Raw genomic sequence first — 21,738 nt, 5'->3', positions numbered from 1 at the left:
GTTACTGATCTTAGCAAATGCATATAAAGAAAGAGCATATTTTGAAAAAAACGATTAAAACATGCTCTTACACTCTTAATACAAATGATTCATTTTACGAACTGATATCATGCTTTCACACCAAATAATAAACGTAAAAAGTGCTTTAGATTTATTCCTAAGGAGACCGTTATTTTATAAGTTCTTCGATGCTATTACTATTTTTGATTGTTTCTGATGATAGCCAGAGTGAATATCTTGTTCCATCCTTGTTGGTTAAAAATATGTCAAATTTTTCATTATATAGTTCTTCTTTAAGGATAGTGACCACCTTTGTCAGATCCTCAATTACAGGAGGCTTGTTGTTATATTGCATCTTACTGTCCTTAAAAACTAAAGTCACCTTATACTTCGGACACTCCCCGGCTTTCGGATGTGGACAAGTAATACCTTCAATTACAAAATCGTCGTTTTGAATTTTTTTCAATCTGTCACCTACTTTTGTTTGAGTTTGAATCAAATATGTCCAATAACTTCTTACAGTGTTTTTCATAGTTAATAGCAGTTCTTCCTTCGTTATAACTTTTTGTACGTTTTCAAAAGGGAGACCTATATATTCACCATTATGATCTTTAATTTCAAGTTCTGTTATCTTTTTATTACTCTTCTGAATGAGTTGGAATAGAGCATATAAACGATCTAATTCTGCTGATTCAAATTGACTATAATCAATCTTGTTACTCGTTTTTAAAGTTAATAACAAATCATCAGTTGGTTTGTCTTCATGATAATCAACTATATACTGAAAAACATTTTCTTTTTCAAATTCCTCGTAGCCCAATTTTTTAATTTCTTTTAAAATTGGTTTAAATTTCTTATATTCCTCATATGTGTTTTTTCCGTATTGGTATTCATCACCTTTTATTTTTGAATATAAGAAGCCATCTACCTCTACTCTAAATTGAATATTTTTGTTGTTTTTTGCTTGAACAGTATGGTATGTATGTCCCATATTCCCTTCATGCATAGCGCCCCAATCTGTTACAACAACATCGATTCCATGTTTTTCTTTTATATATTTTTTAACCTGTTCTTCATTATTATTAATACAGCCACTCAAAAATAAGAAACATAACACTAACAATATTACATTTTTCATTCTTTTCATATAACCCCTAATACCCCTTCCTTACGTAAGAAATGATTCCTGGTTGTGTAGTATATTCAAAGCCACCTTTTCCCACAATCAAAATAAGCTTTCCTCTTTCCATATAGGAAGAGGAAAGCTTATTTCCCTTTTACTTTATTGTTGCTCTTGTATTTCTACCGCTTGATTTTGTTGCTCTCTTTTATTTTTCTCTATTACTTTTTCAACAAACTCATTCCGCCATATTTTAAATTTAGCCGCAAATTGACTTTCAATTTTATTTCGATATCCTTCAAATTTCACTTCAACAATGTCAGAGTGATTAAATAGTTTATATGTTTCTGCTGTCAAGCCTACTGGATATAATACTCCTCCATAATCATAGAAAGTATTATCATCTAACAAAAGACCTCTTGTAGTGATTACATAATCTACATCTTTCTCTTCTTCCAAACTTACTCTCACTACACTACCTAAAGGTAATACTTTATCCATATAATCCTTCATATTAATTAACCGTCCCTTTTAATACTACGATTTTCTCTTCGATTTTTTGTCTCTTTTTTTCTAGTGCACGAATTCGATCAATAAAGGCATCACGTGTTTTCCCTTGCAAATTGCTGTCGATACTACTCTCTAAGCTTCGAATATCACTCGTTAAAGCTGATGCTGCTTTTTCAAGTTGCATGACCACGTTTATAATCTGATCCTTACCACCATTATTTGGAAATGTACTATGAACCTTATTCATTATCATATGTAAATCCATACCAATTCCCCTTTCTTCTTTCTCTTCCAAAGTCCGCGTATTGAAAAGAAATATATTTAGCTAGAAAAAATATTAATAATATGTTACTGCTCCTAACTCCTCATCTTTTGCAATCATAGAAAAGATTGCTTCTGAAACATCTTCATTCAATTGTTTCAAATCTTTTGAGAGCTCTTTTACATCTTTTGAGATTTCACCTAACAATGAACGGTTTATTCCTCTACTACCATCATTCATAAAGAGATGAAGCAATGAGTGTCGATGAGTTAAAATATGCTCTGCTACAATTGCAGTAACATTTGTATCTATGTGAAAATCCCCTTTAAACATATCTAGTAAATCCTGCACATAAGAACCCGCTACTTCCTTGGCAATCTCTAAAATTTCACTTGCCGCTAAATACACAACGACACTTCCTGCTAAAAAGTCTACAGCTGCATTAAATACAGATTCTAATACTTCTAACACCTTTTCTTTACATTTAGCTAGAGTTGTTTCAATCCAATCTACAGCGGTATCTACTGCGCTCTTAATTTCTATCGTAGCTGCCATACTAAACTTAATAGCTTCTATTGTAACTTGAGACTTTAGCCCTTCATACTTTTTATTTAATCTAGAAATACTTTCTTCCACTTGACCCTTTATTTTTCTAAATTCTCCTACAGCTTGTACACTATCTGAATATGTTAACAAGGTCGCTATGAAAGGTGCAAGTGGTGTCCCTGTTAGTATAAACTTTACTGCTGAACCTCCTGCCGCTTCCTCTACTGGAGAAACCTTTCTGTCAAACACTTTATATATAGTTCCTGTATACAAAGCTCCTGACGATTGGGCCAGCTCTAAGAATCCAGGAATCCCATCAAATCCTGTATCGTTAGAACTTTGTAATTTATCACACCATACTAGCTTATCATTTTTACCATAATCTTTTTTTGTAAAAACGTAAGAATGCCATGCTTGGTTCGGGATTATATACATTCTTCCAGGAATGGTAAAATCAGCTACTTTTATCCCAATGTGCAGTGGATCATTTTCATTAATAATGTTCCGAATGTTTTTCATATCAAATCCGTTACCGAATGTTTCAACATCTCGCTTTAGAACAGGAGCTGGATTTAATGTTAACGCTTCAATATTATCTTCTCGGTGTCTTAATGCTACCGTATCAGCTATACCACCACCTAATGAATGTCCTGTTACACTAATTTCCGCATCAGGGTTTTTATGTCTAATCTTCATATAAAACAAATCACCTTGATCGTACTGCTTTACCGCAAGATCCTCGTTCCAATCTCCCAATGCTATTTTATTTGCACCCGTTATATTGTGAACACCAATTTCACCGTCTGTTTTTGCATCCGTTCCATCTTCTGTTCCTACATATGTTATTACAATTTCTCCTGTGGTCTTATCTTTAAAAGCATATGCTGCAAATCCTGTCTTTTCATCTACTTCATGATACATAAGCTCTGCATTAAAATTAGCTTTTAACCTCTTTAGATTTTTTTCGTCTGATTGATCATACGGATATTTCCCTGCCTTAAAATTATAAATATCCTGACCAGCCAGCTCCAATTTCCCCCAATCAGAAGCTATCTTTAAATCTTTATCCTGTTCCTCTCCCACATTATTCTTCATACTAGGTTATCTCCTTTCTTAATTATTTATTATTTTTTGTACTGTGCTTTATAATCTACATATTCTTTTTTCGCATCTTGATTGTTATCTTGTTTTCTATTAAAGTATGTTTTTATCTGGAACATATATTCTACTAAATTCCCATCATCATTCTTTTTCTTATAGTCTATATCAATACTTACTTGTAATATCTGCTTTGGGCCTTTCGCGGAATCAAGATGAAGTACAATTGCCGCCCCATCATATTCATCATATTGTATGTTTAGCTTATCATTGATAATATTTTGAAATTCTGATTCAGTGAGTCTATATCCAACTGTATTAGGCTGATCAAATTTTTTGATATCATCGCCTGGCTTCATCTTTAATCTCCCTATTCCTTTTAAACGATCTACAATTAAGTTAACGTATGAAACATCAAGATTGGAATCTGGACTTTGTACCTGCCCATTTTCATACATTATATTTGTACTATAAACGGTTTCTTTTTTATAATTTTTATTTGTCCCTGTTTCATTTTTATTCTCTATGTCAGTAGCGATTGTTTGTGTTGTCTCCCCATATAAACTTTTATCTTTCGTATTATATACACCTTCCGTAGTTTGACGGATTGTTTTACTATGCTCTCCATCTTCTTTTTCTTCATACCTACTGTATATACCTCTTTGGGTCACATATGCATACCCATCATCACTCGCAGACATAACCGTCTTCATATCCCCTTCATCCAACGCCTTTACAAATCTCTCATAGTCTATTTTCGTTTCTCCAAAACCACACCCACTAAATAAACTCGCAACTATCGTCATAACTATCATCACCTTAGCTTTCTTTTTCAATTTCATACAGTCACCTCGTTCGTTACTCTTGGCATTTTGAGTTTCATAATGCTTCCTTTTTGGTAGTAATACACTTCGTCTTTCCCTAAAGATGCTTCGTTACTTACGTATTTCACATTGAAGACACTTTGGTCGTTTAATTGCATTGCGATGATGCCCGCTGTTAGTTTACTTCTCATTTTCATCGGTAAGGCATCTCGGTTTCGATCCATATAGTCATGATGTCCTGCTAGGACGAAGTAAATACCAACTGCACGAGATAGATCCATTAAAGTTGTTGCGTCGTCTGTTTCTAAGTAAACAAGTCTGCTAAATTCTTCAACGTTTGTCATAATGATAAGTTGTTTTGTAAACACTGGTATTTCTCTTCCTTCTTGTCTTGCCTGTGATAATTCAAGAGATCGTTCACGAATCACTTCCATCCAGTATTTCACGTGAACGTTTACTTCATTTTCTTCTACGATGTAATGAGTCACATTGTCTTTATACTGAACGAAGCTATACTCCGCTGTATCTACTAATGTTATACTCTCAAAATAGTCTTTATTCATTTGGGAGAGTATACTTGATATGACTTGTTTTCTAATACTATCATCTGCACTGTAAACCATTAAATGATCATTAACTGCAATATCATGCGCAACGACTTCTACATTTGTGAAGTCAAGTCCCAGTGGAACTTTTCCTGCTTGTAATGCTTTGGTAACGTCCTTGTTTTTACGATATGTTACAAGATCAATGATTTCTGGCATCATTGGAATTGCCTTCGGACGTTCTCCATCCCATTCTTGATCCATTTCACTTGCTTCTTGTTGCAATAATTGAATTTGTTGTAATTCATCTTCTGCTTTTGTTGGTAACACTGACTGGAATAATGTCGGTGAATCTAGTTTTATAATTGCTCGTCCTGCCATTTCTTCCACTTTTACATCAGATCGACCTACAATGCCTGAGATTTCACTTTGATCAATCATATATAGACATGTTTGCAATTTAATATTGTTATATAGCTGAATACGCAGTGCATTTTGTCGACCTGCACTAATTAGTGTATGAATACCTAAGCTTGCGCCATCGCGAACAATTTGTATCATTAACATTTCAAAGTCTTCGTAAAATCTAGCTTCTTTTACCGCATCGTAATTATCAATCGCAACGATGATATTCGGCATTTGTTTACCGCTAGCTTTTTCATACATTTCTATGCTTGCAACGTCATATTCACTTAACATACGTTTACGTTGTTTCATCTCTTGCGTTAATCTTTCAACTAATTTTAAGCACTTTTCTGCTTCGTCAATCGTAATCGTATCCGCAACATGTGGCAGTCCCTTTAATGGTAAGAGACCATTCGTACCAAGGTCTACTAAATACACATGCAAATGCTCCGGGCTATTTTGACGCGCTACATCCATAATGACTGATTGTAAGAACGTCGATTTACCGTAACCTGGACTTGAGAAGACGGCTACATGTCCATCTTTACTTATGTCTAATGTTAATGGTGTTTGTGATTGTAATTCAGGTTGGTCTAGTAAACCAACTATTGCTTGCAATGGTTTCTTTGCTTCATTCCATGCTTCTTTAAAGTGCACTGGGTGTAAGTCTTGCAGGAATATTTTTTCTGGAAGCGGTGGTAACCACGGTCTTGCGAGCGCTTCAATTTGTCTTTCTTCTGTATAATCATGAATATAATCGATAACTGCATCAAGTTCAGACGGCACCGTCGCAATCTCTTTGTTATCTCCAAGTCCACTTAAGTCTTCACTTAAGATTTCATATTGACCTAAGTCGTTGATTGCATAAATTGTTGTATCGAGACGATCTTGATCATCCTTATCTTCCACGTAATCAGCACCGCTCCATGCAGATTGGAATAGTTCATAGATTTCATTATTTCCGACCTGTAAGTACGCGCGTCCTGGCAGTGTAATTTCTGCTGCGTCAGGTGTTTTTAATATTTCATTACTGTCTGATGTATTTTGCACTTTAAGCGCTAGTTTAAATTTCGAGTTACTCCAAATTTGATCGTCGACAACCCCAGTTGGCTTTTGTGTAGCCAGTATTAAATGAATACCAAGAGAACGCCCGATACGCGCTGTTGAAACTAATTCTTTCATAAAGTCTGGCTGCTCTGCCTTAAGCTCCGCGAACTCATCACTAATTAAGAATAGATGCGGCATCGGCTCTGTTACAGCGCCTTCTTTGTATAATTTTTGATATTGGTTAATATGATTCACATCATTCTCGCCAAATAAGCGTTGGCGTTTTTGTAATTCTGCCTTAATCGAAGCGAGTGCACGCATACTTTGCGCACCATCTAAGTTCGTAATCGTTCCTAGTAAGTGAGGTAGATTTCTAAATAAGTTCGCCATTCCTCCGCCCTTATAGTCAATTAATAGAAACGCAACTTCATAAGGATGGAAATTGACCGCAAGAGATAGAATATACGACTGAATAATCTCTGACTTACCAGAACCTGTAGTACCAGCAATTAACCCGTGTGGTCCGTGTGCTTTTTCATGTAAGTTTAAGTTCACAAGATCTTCTTTACCGCGAAGGCCAAGCGGAACAGCTAATGATTTATGAGCGGCATTTTTTGCCCAGCGGCCTGTAATATTTAGCTCGTTCACTTTTTCAACGCCATACATTTCTAAGAATGTAACACTTTCTGGAATACTATTTTTCAAGTTTTGCAGGTGATTCAGTGGCGCAAGTGCTCTAGCTACATCTTCTAAATTAAATCCTTCTGGAAAATGATCCGGTGCGAACTGACGATTTACAAGTTCCCCTTGTTCTAAGATGATATTTCCTTTTTTCGAGTCTCTTATGTCAACAACTGTCTTCACATGCTCCGGTAAGCTTTGCATCACATCTTGAACGAATACGAGTGATACACCTAAATCACTTGGATCTTCATTAAAGAATTCCATTACAACGTGATCTAAGATGAGTTTTTCATCCGTTATAAGGACAACATAATGCGGTGAAAAATGTATTTTTTCACTTGAATTGCTTTTTTCATCTATTTTCAATTTTCGTTCTTTCAATATTTGATACAAACTATTCAGTACTTGGTCTCGGCTTCTATCATGATATACAAAACCACGTACATTAATATCACGTACACTTGCATGAGGCAACCAGCGCATCCAGTCCCACTTCTTCTTCTCCTCTTCAGGAAAGACCGTAATAAACTGCAAGTCATAATAACTATGGAATAAAGCTGTTTGCATCACTAATAGTTGTAATTGTTCGAGCACTAACGAACGCTGCCCAATATATCCAACTGGTCCATTCATTAAATCTGTTACAACCGGAACATCGGCTTGAGAAAGATATTGCTGTCTTAGCTCACGTGCCATGGCAATAAGCTCGTCTTTAAACTGGCTAAATTCCTCTTCATTAAATTCAATTTCAAAACTAGTATCTACATTCCCTTTTCCCACTCGGTATGTTAAGAAATCATGATGCATGATTGTTTTTTCATATATACGAGGGTTCACTTCTATCGCCATTTCTCTAATTTCGGTAACATCTGGATAATGATAATGAAGTGCATGACGCTGTTTCTCACTTTCAGCATGTAAATCCTTTGTTTTTTGCATTAAGTATTCTCGATAACTCTTATCTCGCTCGGCAATATCAATTTTGTATTGCTTTAAGTTTTTTATGTACGATGTGATCGAAACAACGACAGTCACGACTGTCATTGCTAGCGATGCGAAAATAAATAAACCGTATGATTGAAATATAGATAACATGACAGTTACCACAATCATTACGAGAGATGGAACAATAATCCTTGCTAGATGCTCTGTTGGTTTTGATGGTTTTGATGATGGTTTTGCAATTATCATTTTTTCAACTGGCTCACGATAAATAATCCGTGGTGAACGATGATAATCTGGATACTCATCATGATAAAAGCTGTCCGCTTCTAGTAAACGAGGTAATGTCGATTCTACCCGTTTTTCTGCTGCGAATATTTGAACATCTTCACTTCCAATTTGAATTGTTACGCCATCAAAATACAAGTGATCTCCAGCTTCTAAATTCGCTGTACCTTCCAATTTAGAATAATTATGAAAGACGTTCCCCTCATACACGTTAATTTTAAACGGCTCATCTAATGTTTCACGAATGAACAGAAAATCTGTAGTAGCATCATGAACTGTTATATCATCGTAGTCATTTTTACTAATTGCTATCGAATATTTCGTTGATGTATCATATACAATTACTTCTTCTACAGTTGCAATCCAAATGCGCATAGCCTTGTTATTCTTTAATTGAATTGTATTCGCCTTATTAAAATAAAGGACCTGCTCTCCTATCTTCCAAGCTTCTAATTCGCTATCCCAATTTAGCAAAAGTGATTCATCTAAATCAAAGTCAGTAATATGATTTGACCATTCTTTCCCAACCGTCACTGTAGGACGTTCGGATGGATGTAAGCGGCATTTATGTAATCGATTGCCGTAACTTAGTGCAAGTAGTTGCTCCATACTTCTCCACTTCTCCTTTTGTTCGCTCTATCTGTAAGGAGTTTCCATACATATATATCCATTTTGATTTTCCAACATATAAGTCGCTGCTATGAAAAATAAAAGGTATCCTACACTCGTTTTCTCTTTTTGTTTTCACTTAGCATGGGCTCCATGGACGGACGCTCTTTCCCACCTAAAAAGAAAGGGTTTATGTCGGTTTTTCATTTTGTATTTATATAGATTGGATATATACGTACTCCCTATCTTTTCTTGTTGTTTATATACCCATTTTCATATAGATTCAGCAAAAGTCTTCATCCTTTTACTTTGCTTTTTTTGTATTAGATATATCTTTTTCATTGGATGAATCACTATATTTTTTCTTATATTCATTCAATTGTTGTTCAAATGTTTTTAGCTTTTCATCGCGCTCTTTTCCTGGTAAATCCGGATTATTTTTCACTGCTTCTATTTGTTTAATTAAGCCATACATGATTAATTGTGGATCATCCACACTTTTCGCTAAATCTAACGATTTATCAAAATTACCTTTTCCGTTGTAAATCCAGTACAATAAATACTTTTCATCACTTTTTAAAGTAACATTTTTCATAATTGCTGCTTTTTGCTCATCAGATAATTTCTCTACTTTCAAGTAGGAATACGCTAACTCATATTTAGATGCTAGCGGTAATGATTCAAACTCTTCCTCATTCAAATTACTAATTACCTTATCGTAATCCGTTGCTAAGAAATTTTTATTAGCTTCTAGAAGTGTATTTTGATACGGCACTTTCATAAATGTGTAGTAAACGACTGGTGCTGCTAAGATAACTGTAGCTGCCGCAAATGAAAATGCTAAGTATTTAAATAATTTAAACTGCTTTTTCGGAACAAGTTGCATTGTTTTTTCTGCTTTTGCTTGCTCCTTTAAAAAATTCACTTCGATAAACTGTTTCAGTTCCTCAAAGCTTTCCATGTTGACCACATTCTGTTCAAATGTAGTTTCTTTTGCGCTTTCCAATAAACCAGCATATAGATCATCATAACTATGTTTTTTGGAAAACAAAGCAATAATAAAACATTTGTAGTGGAGTAAAAATTGATTTTCTGTTAGTGGTTTGGGCGGGGCAATCTCTCGAATTCCGCGATGTATAATAAAAGGCATTAAATTTGCATCAAATACTAAATTATCCGGGTGTAAAAAGAAAGTTATTCTTCTATGCAAATACTCTTGAAAATGAGATAGATTTCGGATTAAACGTAATTTCTCATTTCTTTCTAATTTCTTTACATCTTCCCATTTCAATAATTTCTTTTCTACCGTATATGTAAAAGTAAATGTATCATCATGCTCTTCTATTGTTACTGGTAGAAACATTGATGATTTTTCCGTTAATAACTCCAATTGACGGGTATCTTTTACTTGCGTTTGAGATTTAGCAAGTTCTAATTTCCAAGTATCTTCTTCTATTTCAAATCGATACTCCATTGAATCAATCTGAATTGTTTTCTCCGTCATGTTCTTCCTCTTCTCCTTTTCACCATAAACCTATTCTGATTTTACGAATTCACTTGAGTAGGTTACATGCTGCGTTCATGATTATGTAATTTATATTACTTGTAATATATCTCCATCTGTTACTTGGTGATCTACCAATCTATCATCATCTGTTAATAATAACGATTTATTCACAACTTTAATTACGTAGTTTGATGTATCGTATTTTTCAATTTTTAATGTTTCAATTAAATTTTTAAGCAAATATTTAACAGACTGATGATTGGGGATTCGTAAATCGTATGTATTTCCATTCCATTTATGAAAATCAACAGTGACGTTAATATGTGTCTGTATAGCCATTTGTGATTCTCCTTACATCCAAATTTTCCGAATGATGATTCCAAATCCAATAAAAATGAATATAACGCCAATAATAATTAATCCAATCAATGTCGGACTAATTGACTCTTCTGTTTTGGCTTGGCTATGATCCATTTCACTAGAACTTGCTCTCACGTTATAGTTTTTTGAAAACAAACTCTTCTGTGTGTCTTTCATTTTATCTATTTTTTTCGTATTCAAAAATAAAGAGTCATTCAACTCTTTCATTTCTTTCTTTTCTTTCTTTTGTTTTTCATTAATTTGTTTTTCAACTTCTTCATTAAATAATTGAATTGCTGCTTTATCGAGCTCTGTCTCTTGCTGTCCTTTTTCATTTCTTTCTTGGTTATCTTCATGTAGCCGATCTACTTTGAAATCAAGTTTACCATTATCATTCAGGTAACTGTCTGCTGCGCTACCCATGAGGGGCGCAGCAAACAAGAAAAGAAAAAAGACAAATGATAATCTAGCCAGCTGTATGCATTGTTTCATCATCGTCAATTTTTTCCTCCCACCTTTTATGCCATACAAATAGATTGATAATAAATCCAACAATTGCTATTACAAGAAGGACTGCGAAAGTGACATGACCATCATTTTTACCACTTATAAAATTATTTAAGAAATCTTCTATATATTGAAGTGGTGAAAATTCACGTAACTTACCAAGATATGATGTCTTAGTTACCTTAACTCCAACAGCTTCTGTTAAAAATAGATACAGACTTAATGATGTTAATAAGATAAACATGCCTATCATTTTTGCTTGGCGTAATAGATATGTTGAAACGAAGACAAAAGCCATCATTGTAATTGTTATAAAAGCAATCCAAATTAACCTTTGATTTCCGCTGAATTCTAATAATTTCCCAGCGATGATACCAATTATAACTCCTTCAACAATAGCTATTCCGAATGTAATTGCCGTGATTGGTAAGTTCATATCTAAAATTGATGATTTTTCTTCAAAATCATCTTGTTGATGACGCTTTCTTTCCTGATTCGCAATAGCGTATGACGTAAATAAAGAAACAATAAAACATACTAATACAATTAAATATGGTGTAAAGGCATTGCCTGCTGTAATAACACCGTCATTTTGTTTTAAAACTGGATTCGCTAAAAACTTGTATAACTGTTCATTCTGACGTTCGCCAACACGGCTATTCGCTAATACTTTACTGAAGTTTTTCGCGAATGACTTATCATCCGATACTTTATCAGTTAAATCGTTTAATAATGTATCAGCTTTTGACACCATCGTTACACCGCTGTCTTGAATTTCTTTTGCTTGATTATTAATTTGATCAAACGTTTTATATACCTCGTCAGAAGCTAGCAAAGTACCTTTCGAACTTTCAGCTAACGATTGACTCTGTGTCACTAATGATTTCAATCCAGTGTCTAATGCTAATATAGCTGTCTGTTCTCCTTCACGACTACTTGCTATTGTTCTTTGTTCCTCCATCAGTTTTAGACTACCTTCACGCCACTTCATTGCACCGTTTAAATACTCAGCCAGATTCGTATTCATTACATTAGCTTGTTCTGATGTTTGTTTTAATGTTTCTGCCAAACGGTCTGAATTTTGGTTAACATTTTTAGCTAAGAGCTGCAAATCATTAATTTTTTGTTTTACTTGATTCATCTCAGATGTTACTTCCGCCTGAATTTCAGATGAAACAAGACCTGTAATGATATCTAACACATTTTGTTTATTTAACATGTAATAAAGAGATTTTGATGTGGCAAGATCTTTTAAAGCTTGTTTTTCTAACTTTCCTGATAAATCTTCTGTTTTCATATCAAGCCCATAATACAGTTCATATAAGCCTGATAATTCTTCATAATTTTTCACTGTGTTCACAGCGTCTTTTATTAACCCCTCAGATGATGCTGGAGATAAAACTTCCATTTTTTGATGAACAATATGATCATTAGTACGTTCTATTGTTTCAACTTTTTTATCTCCCTCACCCGGATTAGTTGTACCACCGCCTGGGTCTGTTGTGCCACCGCCTGGGTTTGTCGTACCACCGCCTGGGTTTGTTGTGCCACCGCCTGGGTTTGTTGTGCCACCACCTGGCTCTGTTGTGCCACCACCTGGGTTTTTATTTCCATCTTTATTTGGTTCTTTTGTTCCACTACCAGTCTTACTATCTGTCAATTGTTTAATTGAATGTACTGGCGTTTTTGTGCGATTTGTCAGTTGGACAACTTGATTACTTTGTTTATTATTTTCACTAGTTGTTTCTTGTCCCTCGGTCGGAGGATCAACTGGCTTCGTTTCCGTTGGTGTTTTTTCATGCGTATGAGCTAAATTCCATTTCCATGTTACTGGTGTAAAAACATCAATCTTTGCGTTTTCATCCGACAATTTGACACGCACACCAACAGATAATTCTCCTTCTTCTCGAGAAGGCAGCTTGACACTCCCATTACTTAAATAGTCTGCAGTATAGTCTTGTCCGTTAATCATTAATGCTTCCGTACTTGAATACAGTTCAAATCCCTCTGGAAGTTGTAAATTAAATGTTTGCTCTGCATCCATTTTTGCAACTTTTTCTTTATCTTCAAAAATAATTCCATCAGTAGCTAGGCCTTTCTTAATATTCTTGATTGTATTTTCTAATGGAATATCGTTAGGGCCTTCATAACGGATGTTATTCTCTTCACCATACTTTTCAGAAACTTTAACTACATTTTTTAGCTGCGTCTTTGTCTCATCAGGTAATGTAAGTCTATCAATTTCTTCAATATCCATACTTGCTAACTTATTGATTAAACTTTTAATCTGTTCGTTAATTTGATTGTCTGGCTGTTGCATTAAGGTATTTAAATATATCTCTTTTGTGTTATTACCCGAAAGTTTTGCTTTTAATTTCTCATTAATTGTTTCTTGAATATTCTTCTTGAGCTTATCTGCTAGTTCTTCATCATAGCTTTTCATTTTATTTGTGACATCTGCTAAATACTGTTGAATTGCTGTTGAGTCAGTTAAAGCATTAGATTGTTTATCTGAGTCATTGAAATGGCTTGCGATAACTTTATTCGCCGATTCCAATGCACTTAATTGCTTTAGCACATCATTTGTACTAAGGTCACTGTTAAATTGATTAAGCTGATTTGAAAAATTATTTGCTAACAAATTATTGCCTGTTTGCAAATTTTGAAGATTATCGAAACCACCTAAATAGGTAGCATTCGATTTCGCACCCTCATCGATTGTTTGACCAAATCTTTGTAATACCCCTTCAAACCCTTTAAAGCTATTAACAGAGACACCTGTATAATCTTGTACTGTTTTAAATTGCTGTGTATAGTTTGCCAAAGGACTATGTACATCTGTTTTATATACTTTCATGTGGGCTTGTTCTTTATCTACGATTGTCCCAACATTATCCTGTGCAGCTTGTAATTTCCCAATTATGCTAGCAAAATATACATCTATAATACGTCGATTAAAATCTTCTAAAATCGATGCGGCTGTCTTTTCCGCTTCTGTTTTTAATTCTTTATTTCCAGTTGCATTTACTTTATAACTTAATGTTAGTTTCTCTGGTGCTTCAGCATGAATTGAAACAGCCTTTCTAGAAAAGTCATTCGGAATTACAATCATCATATTATAGTTATTGTTTTTCAAACCATTTTCTGCAACTCCACGACTGACCACATACCATTGTTGATTATTGTCTTTATTAATATTTTTTATAAACTGATCTCCAAATGCTATTTTATTTCCTTCAAATACCGTCCCTTGATCCTCGTTTACTAAAGCAACCGTCATTTTTGGAGTGCTTTTTTCATCTTCTTTTTTTAACTTTTTATTTAAAGCTAAATAGGAAGTCCCTGTTGCAAATACAAGTGCTAAAATGATAAACAACAAGATACTCCACTTAATTTTTTTCAATACTTATCACTCCTGCGAATAAAAAAATCTAAAAATAGCCTATTATACATAAAAATTAAAATTCATCCTTTTCTTAAAAGTAAGTTAGCCATACAACAGAAGTCGCATGGCTAACTTTGAAACCTTCTTTTTATGTAGAGAATATCAACGTTTCTTATTTCAAGCCGAAATTACGTGATAACTCTTCATCATGAGAAGCAACAGCCTCTGCAGTTTTGGTAAGTTGAACATCAATCTCATGTAATAATTGTGAGAAGCTTTCTACTTTTGGTCTTAAATCGTTGAATTGTCGATCAAAACCATCAAAAGCACGGCCTTCCCATTCTCCACGTAATTCATTTTGTAATCCTTGTAATTTTCCAAGAATATCTTTAATTTCATCAGAGCTTCGTCCGTATAGTTTAGCTTTTGATTTTAGCTCCTCAGGACTCATACGAATTTGTCCAGCCATTAAATTTTCCCCCTTAATAATGAATGAATTGGTTAAATTGATAGAATTTACTAAAATTCAATTCTACTTGGATAATTATAGAATAATAATAAAAATTTGAAAAGGGATTTTTTTCACTTTCATGGAAAAATTTTATAAATTTTATTTATTCTATTTATTTATATATACAGATATAATTCAACATTTAAGCTTCAATGTCATAACTACTTGCCTCTCAACAAATCCAAATTCTTTATACATCTCTTTGGCGAAATTCCCAGCGAATACATTTAAACGTATTTCTTTATACTTTTCTTGCAATCTATCGATTCCTGCTTTCATTAGTTTTCGGGATAACCCTTTTCCTCTATACGCTGGAAAAATATATAATTCATAAATGAATCCCAGTCTTTCTCCTGAAAAATAATCTGTATTCTCTCCAATTAAAATCCATCCTGCTAGCACATTCTCTTGTTTTACAACTAAATAATACGCTCCTTTATCTAATAGAGGCTGTGTAATCTCAATCGCTTTTTCTTGGCTTAACTGACACGTTTCTTTTGTTCCTTCAAAGAGTGATTGTGCTGCAAAATTTAATATTTGCTGAACTTCCTCTTCGTTCGCCTTTTGAATCATCCTTTCATCCTCCTATTCCTTCGCCTTCTCTTTCTACAATCGGCATTCGGATATTATTTTCTAGATTCTCTGACTCAATTACAATTGTCATAAGCCCAGTTTCAGTAGTTGTTTTATGGAATTCCCCTTTATTCCAGAAAACAGCTTGACCCGGGTGCACTTTCTTTTTCTTTTTATCTGCGCCACAAACAAGTCCTTACCCTTGCACAATTAGAAGAAGCTGAGAAACAACTGCTTCATGATACCCGATTATTCCTTTTGGTTGTAAATGCATACAACCAATATGTACCTCTCCTTGATGTTTTACTATTTTTGACATAATAAAGTTAGAATGAAACACTGATATGTGATTCCCTGCCATTTCACCGAAATCGAATATCTTCATCTCTTCTCCTCCTAAACCATTTACTATACATGTAACACCATTCTTACCGTTTGCATCATGTGTCCCTCAAAGTCTTCTTCAAACTGTTCTAAATCGGCGAAACCTTTCGCTTTATAAAACGTTTTTCCTTTTTCATTTTCCGCTTCTACACAAATATAAATCTTCTTAACACCGTCTAAAACCGCGATACCTCTTTGCAATAAAGCCGTCCCAATTCCTTTTCCTTGATGCTCCGGTAATAAATAAATAGCCCCTAATTCTGCTTCATTTTGATGTTTTACAGGTGAAAAATTAGCAAATCCAACAATTTGGTCTTCTACTTCTGCTACGAGTAAGTATGAATGTTCTAAACGTCGTTTCATTATTTCATTTGAATATGCTTGCTTTAAAAATTTATCTTGAATTCCCTGTGGAATGATTCCTTTATATGTATCATGCCAAGCTATTTTTGCCACTTCTTGTACAGCTGTAATGTCCTCTACATTCATTTCTCTAACTACATACGTCATATCGATGTCTCCACTCCTTTTAAATTGTATTCTGCTACTATGCTACAAGAAGCTGAATTCCGATTTTCATAGTTCACTTTAATTAACTTTAAACTTTCTACAACTGCCGTTTGTGCACGAAAACCTTTATATACAAACTCCATTACACGAACAAATTGCTCCCACTCTAAACGATTGGCAATTGTACAATGTGGTACCCACTTCTCAGATACATAATACGACTGTGCCTGATCATGAAAATCCGTAAAATGATTATGAAACGATTGATGCAACTCTAGTAATCCCTTTGTTACTGTTGGCGCCAGAAAGATTGTTCCATTTGTAGGGAAGGTGCCAACAGAAGAAAATCCAACTCAAAAATGCTCTACACTCTCTGTAAACTTTTCAAGTTCATGTCTATATGCTTCTAAATCCAAAGCATGGTAATCAGCTAATGTAATATGAGGCTCTAAGCCCTCATTATGTACAATGTCCGTTAGTCCTTCCCGAATCTCTTTCACGTGCTTTGAAAACTTCTTATCAAATGTAGCAATAACGGCGTACATCTTTCTTTACTCCTTCGCTTCTCTTAATGCTTCCCACTCTTCACGAATCATTCCCATTCGAATAGAATCATAATATGTCCCATTATAGTAACGACATTTTCGCATTCTACCTTCTAACTTCATCCCAATTTTTTCTGCAACTTTCATCATTCGTTCATTTCCAGACCAAGTCGTTAATCCAACCCTACCAATCTCCATATTTTCGAATAATAAATCACTATATAGTTGCAAAGCTTCTGTACCATAACCTCCATTCCAATATGCTGGGTCATAAATGGCGATCCCTATTTCTAACCAGCGTGACGCCTTATATTCCCAATAGAAACCAACTGTCCCAATTATTTCGTTATCGGTTTCAATAATAAGTTGCGACAAAGGTTCCTCTTTTAGCTTAACTTGCAAACTTCCCTTATACACCGGATATTCTTGAATAGAAAATGGAAAGTATGGTGCATCCCACTTTTTCCACTCAGGGTTTTCTTCTTTGTATATTTGTGAATATAAAGAATTTATATCTTTCTCTTCTATTTTTCTTACTATCACTTTTTTACCTTGTAAATATATCTGTTCCATATTGCCTCCTATGCTATCAAGTAGAATATTAGAATTTAATGTATCACTAATAACAATAATATATATTCTTCTGAAAAATCAAACAATAAATCTCGCTTTGTTGTATAATATTGTAAAAAGATGGCGGAGGGATTTGATGTTACATAAAATATCTCAATTCACAATAAAACTTTCATCGATTGTTTTATCACTCTTACTATTATTAAATTTACCTTATTTATTTATCACTCAAGGGGGATTCACCTTTCAGCCGATTCAATTTTTCAAACAGATTTTTACTATGTTAAAAGAGGTTTTCTCTCCCGATTCTCTTATAGTTCTATCATCAGAAGCGAAGTTCGGTAATTTCAAAAAAACACCATTATTTCCAACCGTATTAGAACCTTACATATATTCATTTACTGTTTTGTTTGTAGCTTTCGTTCTTGCACTCTTTATTTCATCTAGCATGGCGTTTTTCTATTTTTTAGCAAAGGATTCTATCAAAAAGTGGATTAACAGATTTATTTTTGTATTAGAAGCTATCCCTGATATGATGATGATGATTTGCTTACAAATGTTTTTCATTTGGCTACTTCAGAAATTCGGGGAATCTCCTGTCACAATTATTTCTTTTAATGAAAATCGCGCTTATTTACTTCCTATTTTATCTTTAGCGGTTTTACCTACATTACAAATGTTTCGGATGATGATTTTATATATAAAAGAAGAACATGGAAAACAATATGTAGAAGTTGCTTACGGAAAGGGCCTTTCATCAAGATATATACTGTGCATTCATTTATTCAAAAATATATCTATTCATTTCTTCCACCATCTAAAAACAATTTTCGTTTTCTTACTTTCTAATTTGTTCATTTTAGAATTTATTTTTAATATGCAAGGTATCGTTCAATTTTTATTTAGGAAGGCGTTTATTTCACCTCCCGCTACATTTATCATACTTATCATGATTATCTTACCGTTTTATATTATTTTTCAAATCACTTCTTTTATGATGAATAGGTGGCAAAAACAAATGAGAGGAGAAGTTATATGAGGTCTATTTGGAAATCAAAACGCTTTTTAATCGGATTCATTTATCTTTTTGTACTACTTACAGCTAGCTTTATTTATAGTTGGTTCTTTAAAGATAGCATACCAGAAGCACCTCTATTGCTTTACAATGACAATAATGAATTACTTGGCAAGGCACCCTTTTCGCCATCTTTAATGCCACCTTTTGGCTCTGACCGTTTTGGAGAATCTATTTTCTTACAAATTTTAGAAGGAGCGAAATTTACAATTTTATTTGCTATCGCAATTAGTTTATTACGTATTTTATTTGGAACATGTATAGGTATTCTATTAAGTTTATACGCTACAAAATTCAAAAGATTTTTCCAGGCATGCTCAGAAGTTTTTTATTATATCCCAACTTTATTTAGCGCATTCATACTCATCACGCCAATTAATCTTGTAATCACATCAAATGCGGATCGACTAAGTCCAAATATCTCATTTGCACTTTATCAAGCTATTATACTCATTTTTATCGCTCTCCCTACAATTTCGTTATATATTTCATCAGAAATTGATGAATTTATGAAAAAAGATTATATATCGAGCTCACAATTAATGGGGGCAAGTCGTTTTCATATTATAAAAAAACATTTACGAGTCGTATTGCTCGACCGCGTATTTTTGTTATTTATGGAACATATTGTCCAAACACTCATACTCATGATCCACTTAGCATTACTTAACATTGTAATCGGCGGGATACAAATGAAAGAAATGGACGAAGGTCAGTTCAAACCTGTTTCACTCTCGAATGATTGGGCGGGCCTTATTGGACTAAATCGTAATGAAATGAATCTTTCATTGTGGATTATTTTTTATACTCTCGCTACATTCTTTATTACTATTCTTTTTATTAAGCTCATGACACTTGGGATTCAAGATGCACTTAAAGTAAGAAATTCACAAATTGTAGCAGTTCAATCTGTTCAAGATCAAAAAACATTTGTTAAAAATAAAGATTCTTTTTCATTTGCTTCTCTAGAAGAGAAAAGTAGTTCTTCGCTGCATTTATAAAAAAATTAAATTCCTTATCATGATCATCTAAACTTTACGCTCTCAAAGTCTACAAAATAAAAAAACAGGAGGGAAATTCCCTCCTGTTTTTTAGCTATATACTTTTAATTCCTTCCCATTCACTTTAAGAAGAAGACCCTTCTCTATCCAACCTTCCACACCATCTTTTTTGATTAAATCATATCCCGTACAGCTATCATCAATAAGCGAAACAATATCACCTTTCCTTACACTTATTTGTGCACAAGAAATATCGGTTTTAACAGTATAATCACCTGCCTCATTTTGCTTTATATATTCATTTTTAACATATAATCGTTTATTTGTTTCTACTTGTTTGCATATTGTAAAATCATCATTTTTTTCAACTGGTACAATATGATAATACGGATACGTGACTCCACCTTGTATCATTGGTTCTGCGTTAAAATCTGTTAAAATTTCATATTGTGGAAAATGATCTACATATGTATATGAAAACACATCTTTAGAACTTGATCTATGAATGATAAATGCATTTAATTGTCCCGCTTCTTTAATAGTATTTCCACCATCAATCGCAATTATTTTTTTGTTTTCATCGATAACTGGATTATTAGAAGGTGCCTCTTCAGAATAATTAGCAACAGGCCAATGCCCAACTACTACATACTTATTTGCGCGATGTGATTTAGTAAAAAACTCCGGCATGGCAATCGCATTTTCCCGTTCAGTCTTCTTCCAATCTTCTATATCTTCAAGTCCTGCGTGCAGAAAAAGATAGTCATCTGTTTCAATAGCAGTTGGTAATTCCATGAGCCAATTCATCTCTTTTGAAAAACAGCTCATTAATATATCTTTTACCTCACCGATATCCGTCTCTTCATTAATATGAAAATCTAATTGGTCAAGCCATTCATTAAAGATAGAATGCTTTCTCGTACATAAATAGTTTATTAACCCAGGATTTTCATTTAAAAGAGCCTCAACCAAAGCTTCACAATTCCCTTCAATAACATGTACCTGTTGATTCTGTGCTGACAGTTCCATGACATAGTTTACAACACCTATACTATTCCTTCCTTTTTCACAAAGATCACCATTAATAATTAAATAATCCTCTGCACTAAAATTAACTTCGCTTAATAGTTTCTTAAGAAGCTCTAGCTCTCCATGAATATCAGAAATAACAATAACTCTTCCTTCGTTTAGAATTGATATTTTCTGTATTTTATCCAATATAAACGCCCCTTTTTTCATTTACAGCTTGCTACATATTTAAATGTTCCTTTATCATTTCATAAACATAATTCGACAAAATACCTTATTATACCTTATTTCTATTATAACAAAAAATAGCAGATTCTATATCTTATCACATTTAGAATCTACTATTTCTCTTCTCTATTGTAACTCTTTACAAAAAGAATAACATACCTTATTATATCCTTCTCTTTCATAAAATCTATGTGCTTCAATTCTTGGAAACGCTGATGTCAAAACAACAGAACTACATCCCTTTTCTGCTCCCCACTCCTCTATATATGATAATAATGCTTTACCATATCCTTTGGAGCGATGAGCTTCTGCCGTTACAAGGTCATATACAAAAACATGTTTCTTATTATAAAAATTCGTACATACCGTTACCCCAGCAAGGCTTACCACCTCATCTGCGTCATTACACAAAGAAAATAATTGATAGCGTTCCTCTTTCATCTGACGAAATAAAAATTGTGCTTCCTCTTTTGTAAGCGCAGTTCGTAATTGTTGTAAAACGGGTAATACCGCATCTAATTGATCTTCTGATTTTATTTCCTTAACATTCATCGCGAATCTCCCCTAACTATTTATAAAATTTTCTAAATGTTATATTATTATTATAAATAGAGACTGCCCTTTCCTTAAGTGGCAGTTCATCCCTTTTTTATAAGGCCAGTTTTAAAGG

The 21,738-nt window shown here is 33.8% G+C and carries 17 protein-coding genes and 4 pseudogenes; 2 read left to right on the top strand and 19 right to left on the bottom strand.

What is annotated here, in order from left to right:
- Positions 1 to 169: 169 nt before the first annotated feature.
- From JDS96_RS04620 to JDS96_RS04540, 17 genes and pseudogenes are all read right to left on the bottom strand, one after another.
- On the bottom strand, positions 170 to 1,147 hold the full coding sequence (locus tag JDS96_RS04620) for a hypothetical protein (protein WP_098161427.1): 978 nt from the start codon (positions 1,145 to 1,147) through the stop codon (positions 170 to 172).
- A gap of 135 nt (positions 1,148 to 1,282) precedes the next feature.
- Positions 1,283 to 1,633: a DUF4176 domain-containing protein gene (locus JDS96_RS04615; protein WP_003206994.1), complete on the bottom strand. Its 351-nt coding sequence runs from the start codon at positions 1,631 to 1,633 to the stop codon at positions 1,283 to 1,285.
- 1 nt (position 1,634) lies between these two features.
- Complete coding sequence (locus JDS96_RS04610; RefSeq protein ID WP_041488413.1) at positions 1,635 to 1,895, bottom strand: hypothetical protein; 261 nt, start codon at positions 1,893 to 1,895, stop codon at positions 1,635 to 1,637.
- 72 nt (positions 1,896 to 1,967) lie between these two features.
- Entirely contained in the window at positions 1,968 to 3,533 is a 1,566-nt protein-coding gene (locus tag JDS96_RS04605) for a Tle-like phospholipase domain-containing protein (protein WP_199666232.1), read from the bottom strand.
- A 29-nt stretch (positions 3,534 to 3,562) separates the two neighbouring features.
- Positions 3,563 to 4,378: a DUF3952 domain-containing protein gene (locus JDS96_RS04600; protein ID WP_098716583.1), complete on the bottom strand. Its 816-nt coding sequence runs from the start codon at positions 4,376 to 4,378 to the stop codon at positions 3,563 to 3,565.
- Positions 4,375 to 8,604 (bottom strand): annotated as a pseudogene (essC, locus tag JDS96_RS04595) (type VII secretion protein EssC); the annotation flags it as partial. The gene JDS96_RS04600 and the pseudogene essC, both read right to left, overlap by 4 nt.
- Positions 8,602 to 8,880, bottom strand: a pseudogene (locus JDS96_RS33445) (FtsK/SpoIIIE N-terminal domain-containing protein); the annotation flags it as partial. The pseudogenes JDS96_RS33445 and essC, both read right to left, overlap by 3 nt.
- Before the next feature lie 304 nt (positions 8,881 to 9,184).
- Positions 9,185 to 10,384, bottom strand: a complete 1,200-nt coding sequence (gene essB / locus JDS96_RS04590; RefSeq protein WP_003197233.1) for a type VII secretion protein EssB — start codon at positions 10,382 to 10,384, stop codon at positions 9,185 to 9,187.
- 90 nt (positions 10,385 to 10,474) lie between these two features.
- Complete coding sequence (locus JDS96_RS04585) at positions 10,475 to 10,726, bottom strand: EsaB/YukD family protein (RefSeq protein WP_018765510.1); 252 nt, start codon at positions 10,724 to 10,726, stop codon at positions 10,475 to 10,477.
- A gap of 12 nt (positions 10,727 to 10,738) precedes the next feature.
- Positions 10,739 to 11,242 carry a type VII secretion protein EssA gene (gene essA / locus JDS96_RS04580; protein ID WP_018765509.1) on the bottom strand — a complete coding sequence of 168 codons (504 nt, stop codon included), beginning with the start codon at positions 11,240 to 11,242 and terminating at the stop codon, positions 10,739 to 10,741.
- Positions 11,214 to 14,657: a type VII secretion protein EsaA gene (gene esaA / locus JDS96_RS04575; protein ID WP_242479847.1), complete on the bottom strand. Its 3,444-nt coding sequence runs from the start codon at positions 14,655 to 14,657 to the stop codon at positions 11,214 to 11,216. The genes essA and esaA overlap by 29 nt, the downstream gene beginning before the upstream one ends.
- A gap of 154 nt (positions 14,658 to 14,811) precedes the next feature.
- Positions 14,812 to 15,108 (bottom strand): WXG100 family type VII secretion target, encoded by a 297-nt coding sequence (locus tag JDS96_RS04570; RefSeq protein ID WP_003197226.1) that lies wholly within the window; start codon positions 15,106 to 15,108, stop codon positions 14,812 to 14,814.
- Between the two features lie 177 nt (positions 15,109 to 15,285).
- Positions 15,286 to 15,723, bottom strand: a complete 438-nt coding sequence (locus JDS96_RS04565; RefSeq protein ID WP_006094651.1) for a GNAT family N-acetyltransferase — start codon at positions 15,721 to 15,723, stop codon at positions 15,286 to 15,288.
- Positions 15,724 to 15,727: 4 nt separating this feature from the next.
- Positions 15,728 to 16,108 (bottom strand): annotated as a pseudogene (locus tag JDS96_RS31880) (cupin).
- 23 nt (positions 16,109 to 16,131) lie between these two features.
- Positions 16,132 to 16,617: a GNAT family N-acetyltransferase gene (locus JDS96_RS04550; RefSeq protein ID WP_199666229.1), complete on the bottom strand. Its 486-nt coding sequence runs from the start codon at positions 16,615 to 16,617 to the stop codon at positions 16,132 to 16,134.
- A pseudogene (locus JDS96_RS04545) lies at positions 16,614 to 17,162 on the bottom strand (2'-5' RNA ligase family protein). The gene JDS96_RS04550 and the pseudogene JDS96_RS04545 overlap by 4 nt, the downstream one beginning before the upstream one ends.
- 6 nt (positions 17,163 to 17,168) lie before the next feature.
- Positions 17,169 to 17,735: a GNAT family N-acetyltransferase gene (locus JDS96_RS04540; protein WP_199666228.1), complete on the bottom strand. Its 567-nt coding sequence runs from the start codon at positions 17,733 to 17,735 to the stop codon at positions 17,169 to 17,171.
- A gap of 136 nt (positions 17,736 to 17,871) precedes the next feature.
- On the opposite strand from JDS96_RS04540, the gene JDS96_RS04535 reads away from it, so the two are divergent.
- Together JDS96_RS04535 and JDS96_RS04530 are read left to right on the top strand one after the other, a co-directional pair.
- A complete protein-coding gene (locus JDS96_RS04535) occupies positions 17,872 to 18,774 on the top strand; it encodes an ABC transporter permease subunit (RefSeq protein ID WP_199666227.1) in 903 nt (300 codons plus the stop codon).
- Positions 18,771 to 19,811: an ABC transporter permease gene (locus JDS96_RS04530; protein WP_199666226.1), complete on the top strand. Its 1,041-nt coding sequence runs from the start codon at positions 18,771 to 18,773 to the stop codon at positions 19,809 to 19,811. The genes JDS96_RS04535 and JDS96_RS04530 overlap by 4 nt, the downstream gene beginning before the upstream one ends.
- 90 nt (positions 19,812 to 19,901) lie before the next feature.
- Here the strand turns inward: JDS96_RS04530 and JDS96_RS04525 are convergent, their stop codons facing one another.
- Positions 19,902 to 21,029, bottom strand: coding sequence for a metallophosphoesterase (locus JDS96_RS04525; protein ID WP_199666225.1), 1,128 nt, complete (start codon positions 21,027 to 21,029; stop codon positions 19,902 to 19,904).
- A gap of 165 nt (positions 21,030 to 21,194) precedes the next feature.
- Positions 21,195 to 21,620, bottom strand: a complete 426-nt coding sequence (locus JDS96_RS04520; protein WP_199666224.1) for a GNAT family N-acetyltransferase — start codon at positions 21,618 to 21,620, stop codon at positions 21,195 to 21,197.
- Positions 21,621 to 21,738 lie beyond the last annotated feature (118 nt).

The sequence above is a fragment of the Bacillus cereus group sp. N21 genome (assembly GCF_016483395.1).
GTDB classification, from domain to species: Bacteria; Bacillota; Bacilli; order Bacillales; family Bacillaceae_G; genus Bacillus_A; species Bacillus_A pseudomycoides.
Note: the sequence above shows the minus strand (reverse complement) of the source record. Positions and strands in the feature narration are given on the sequence as shown.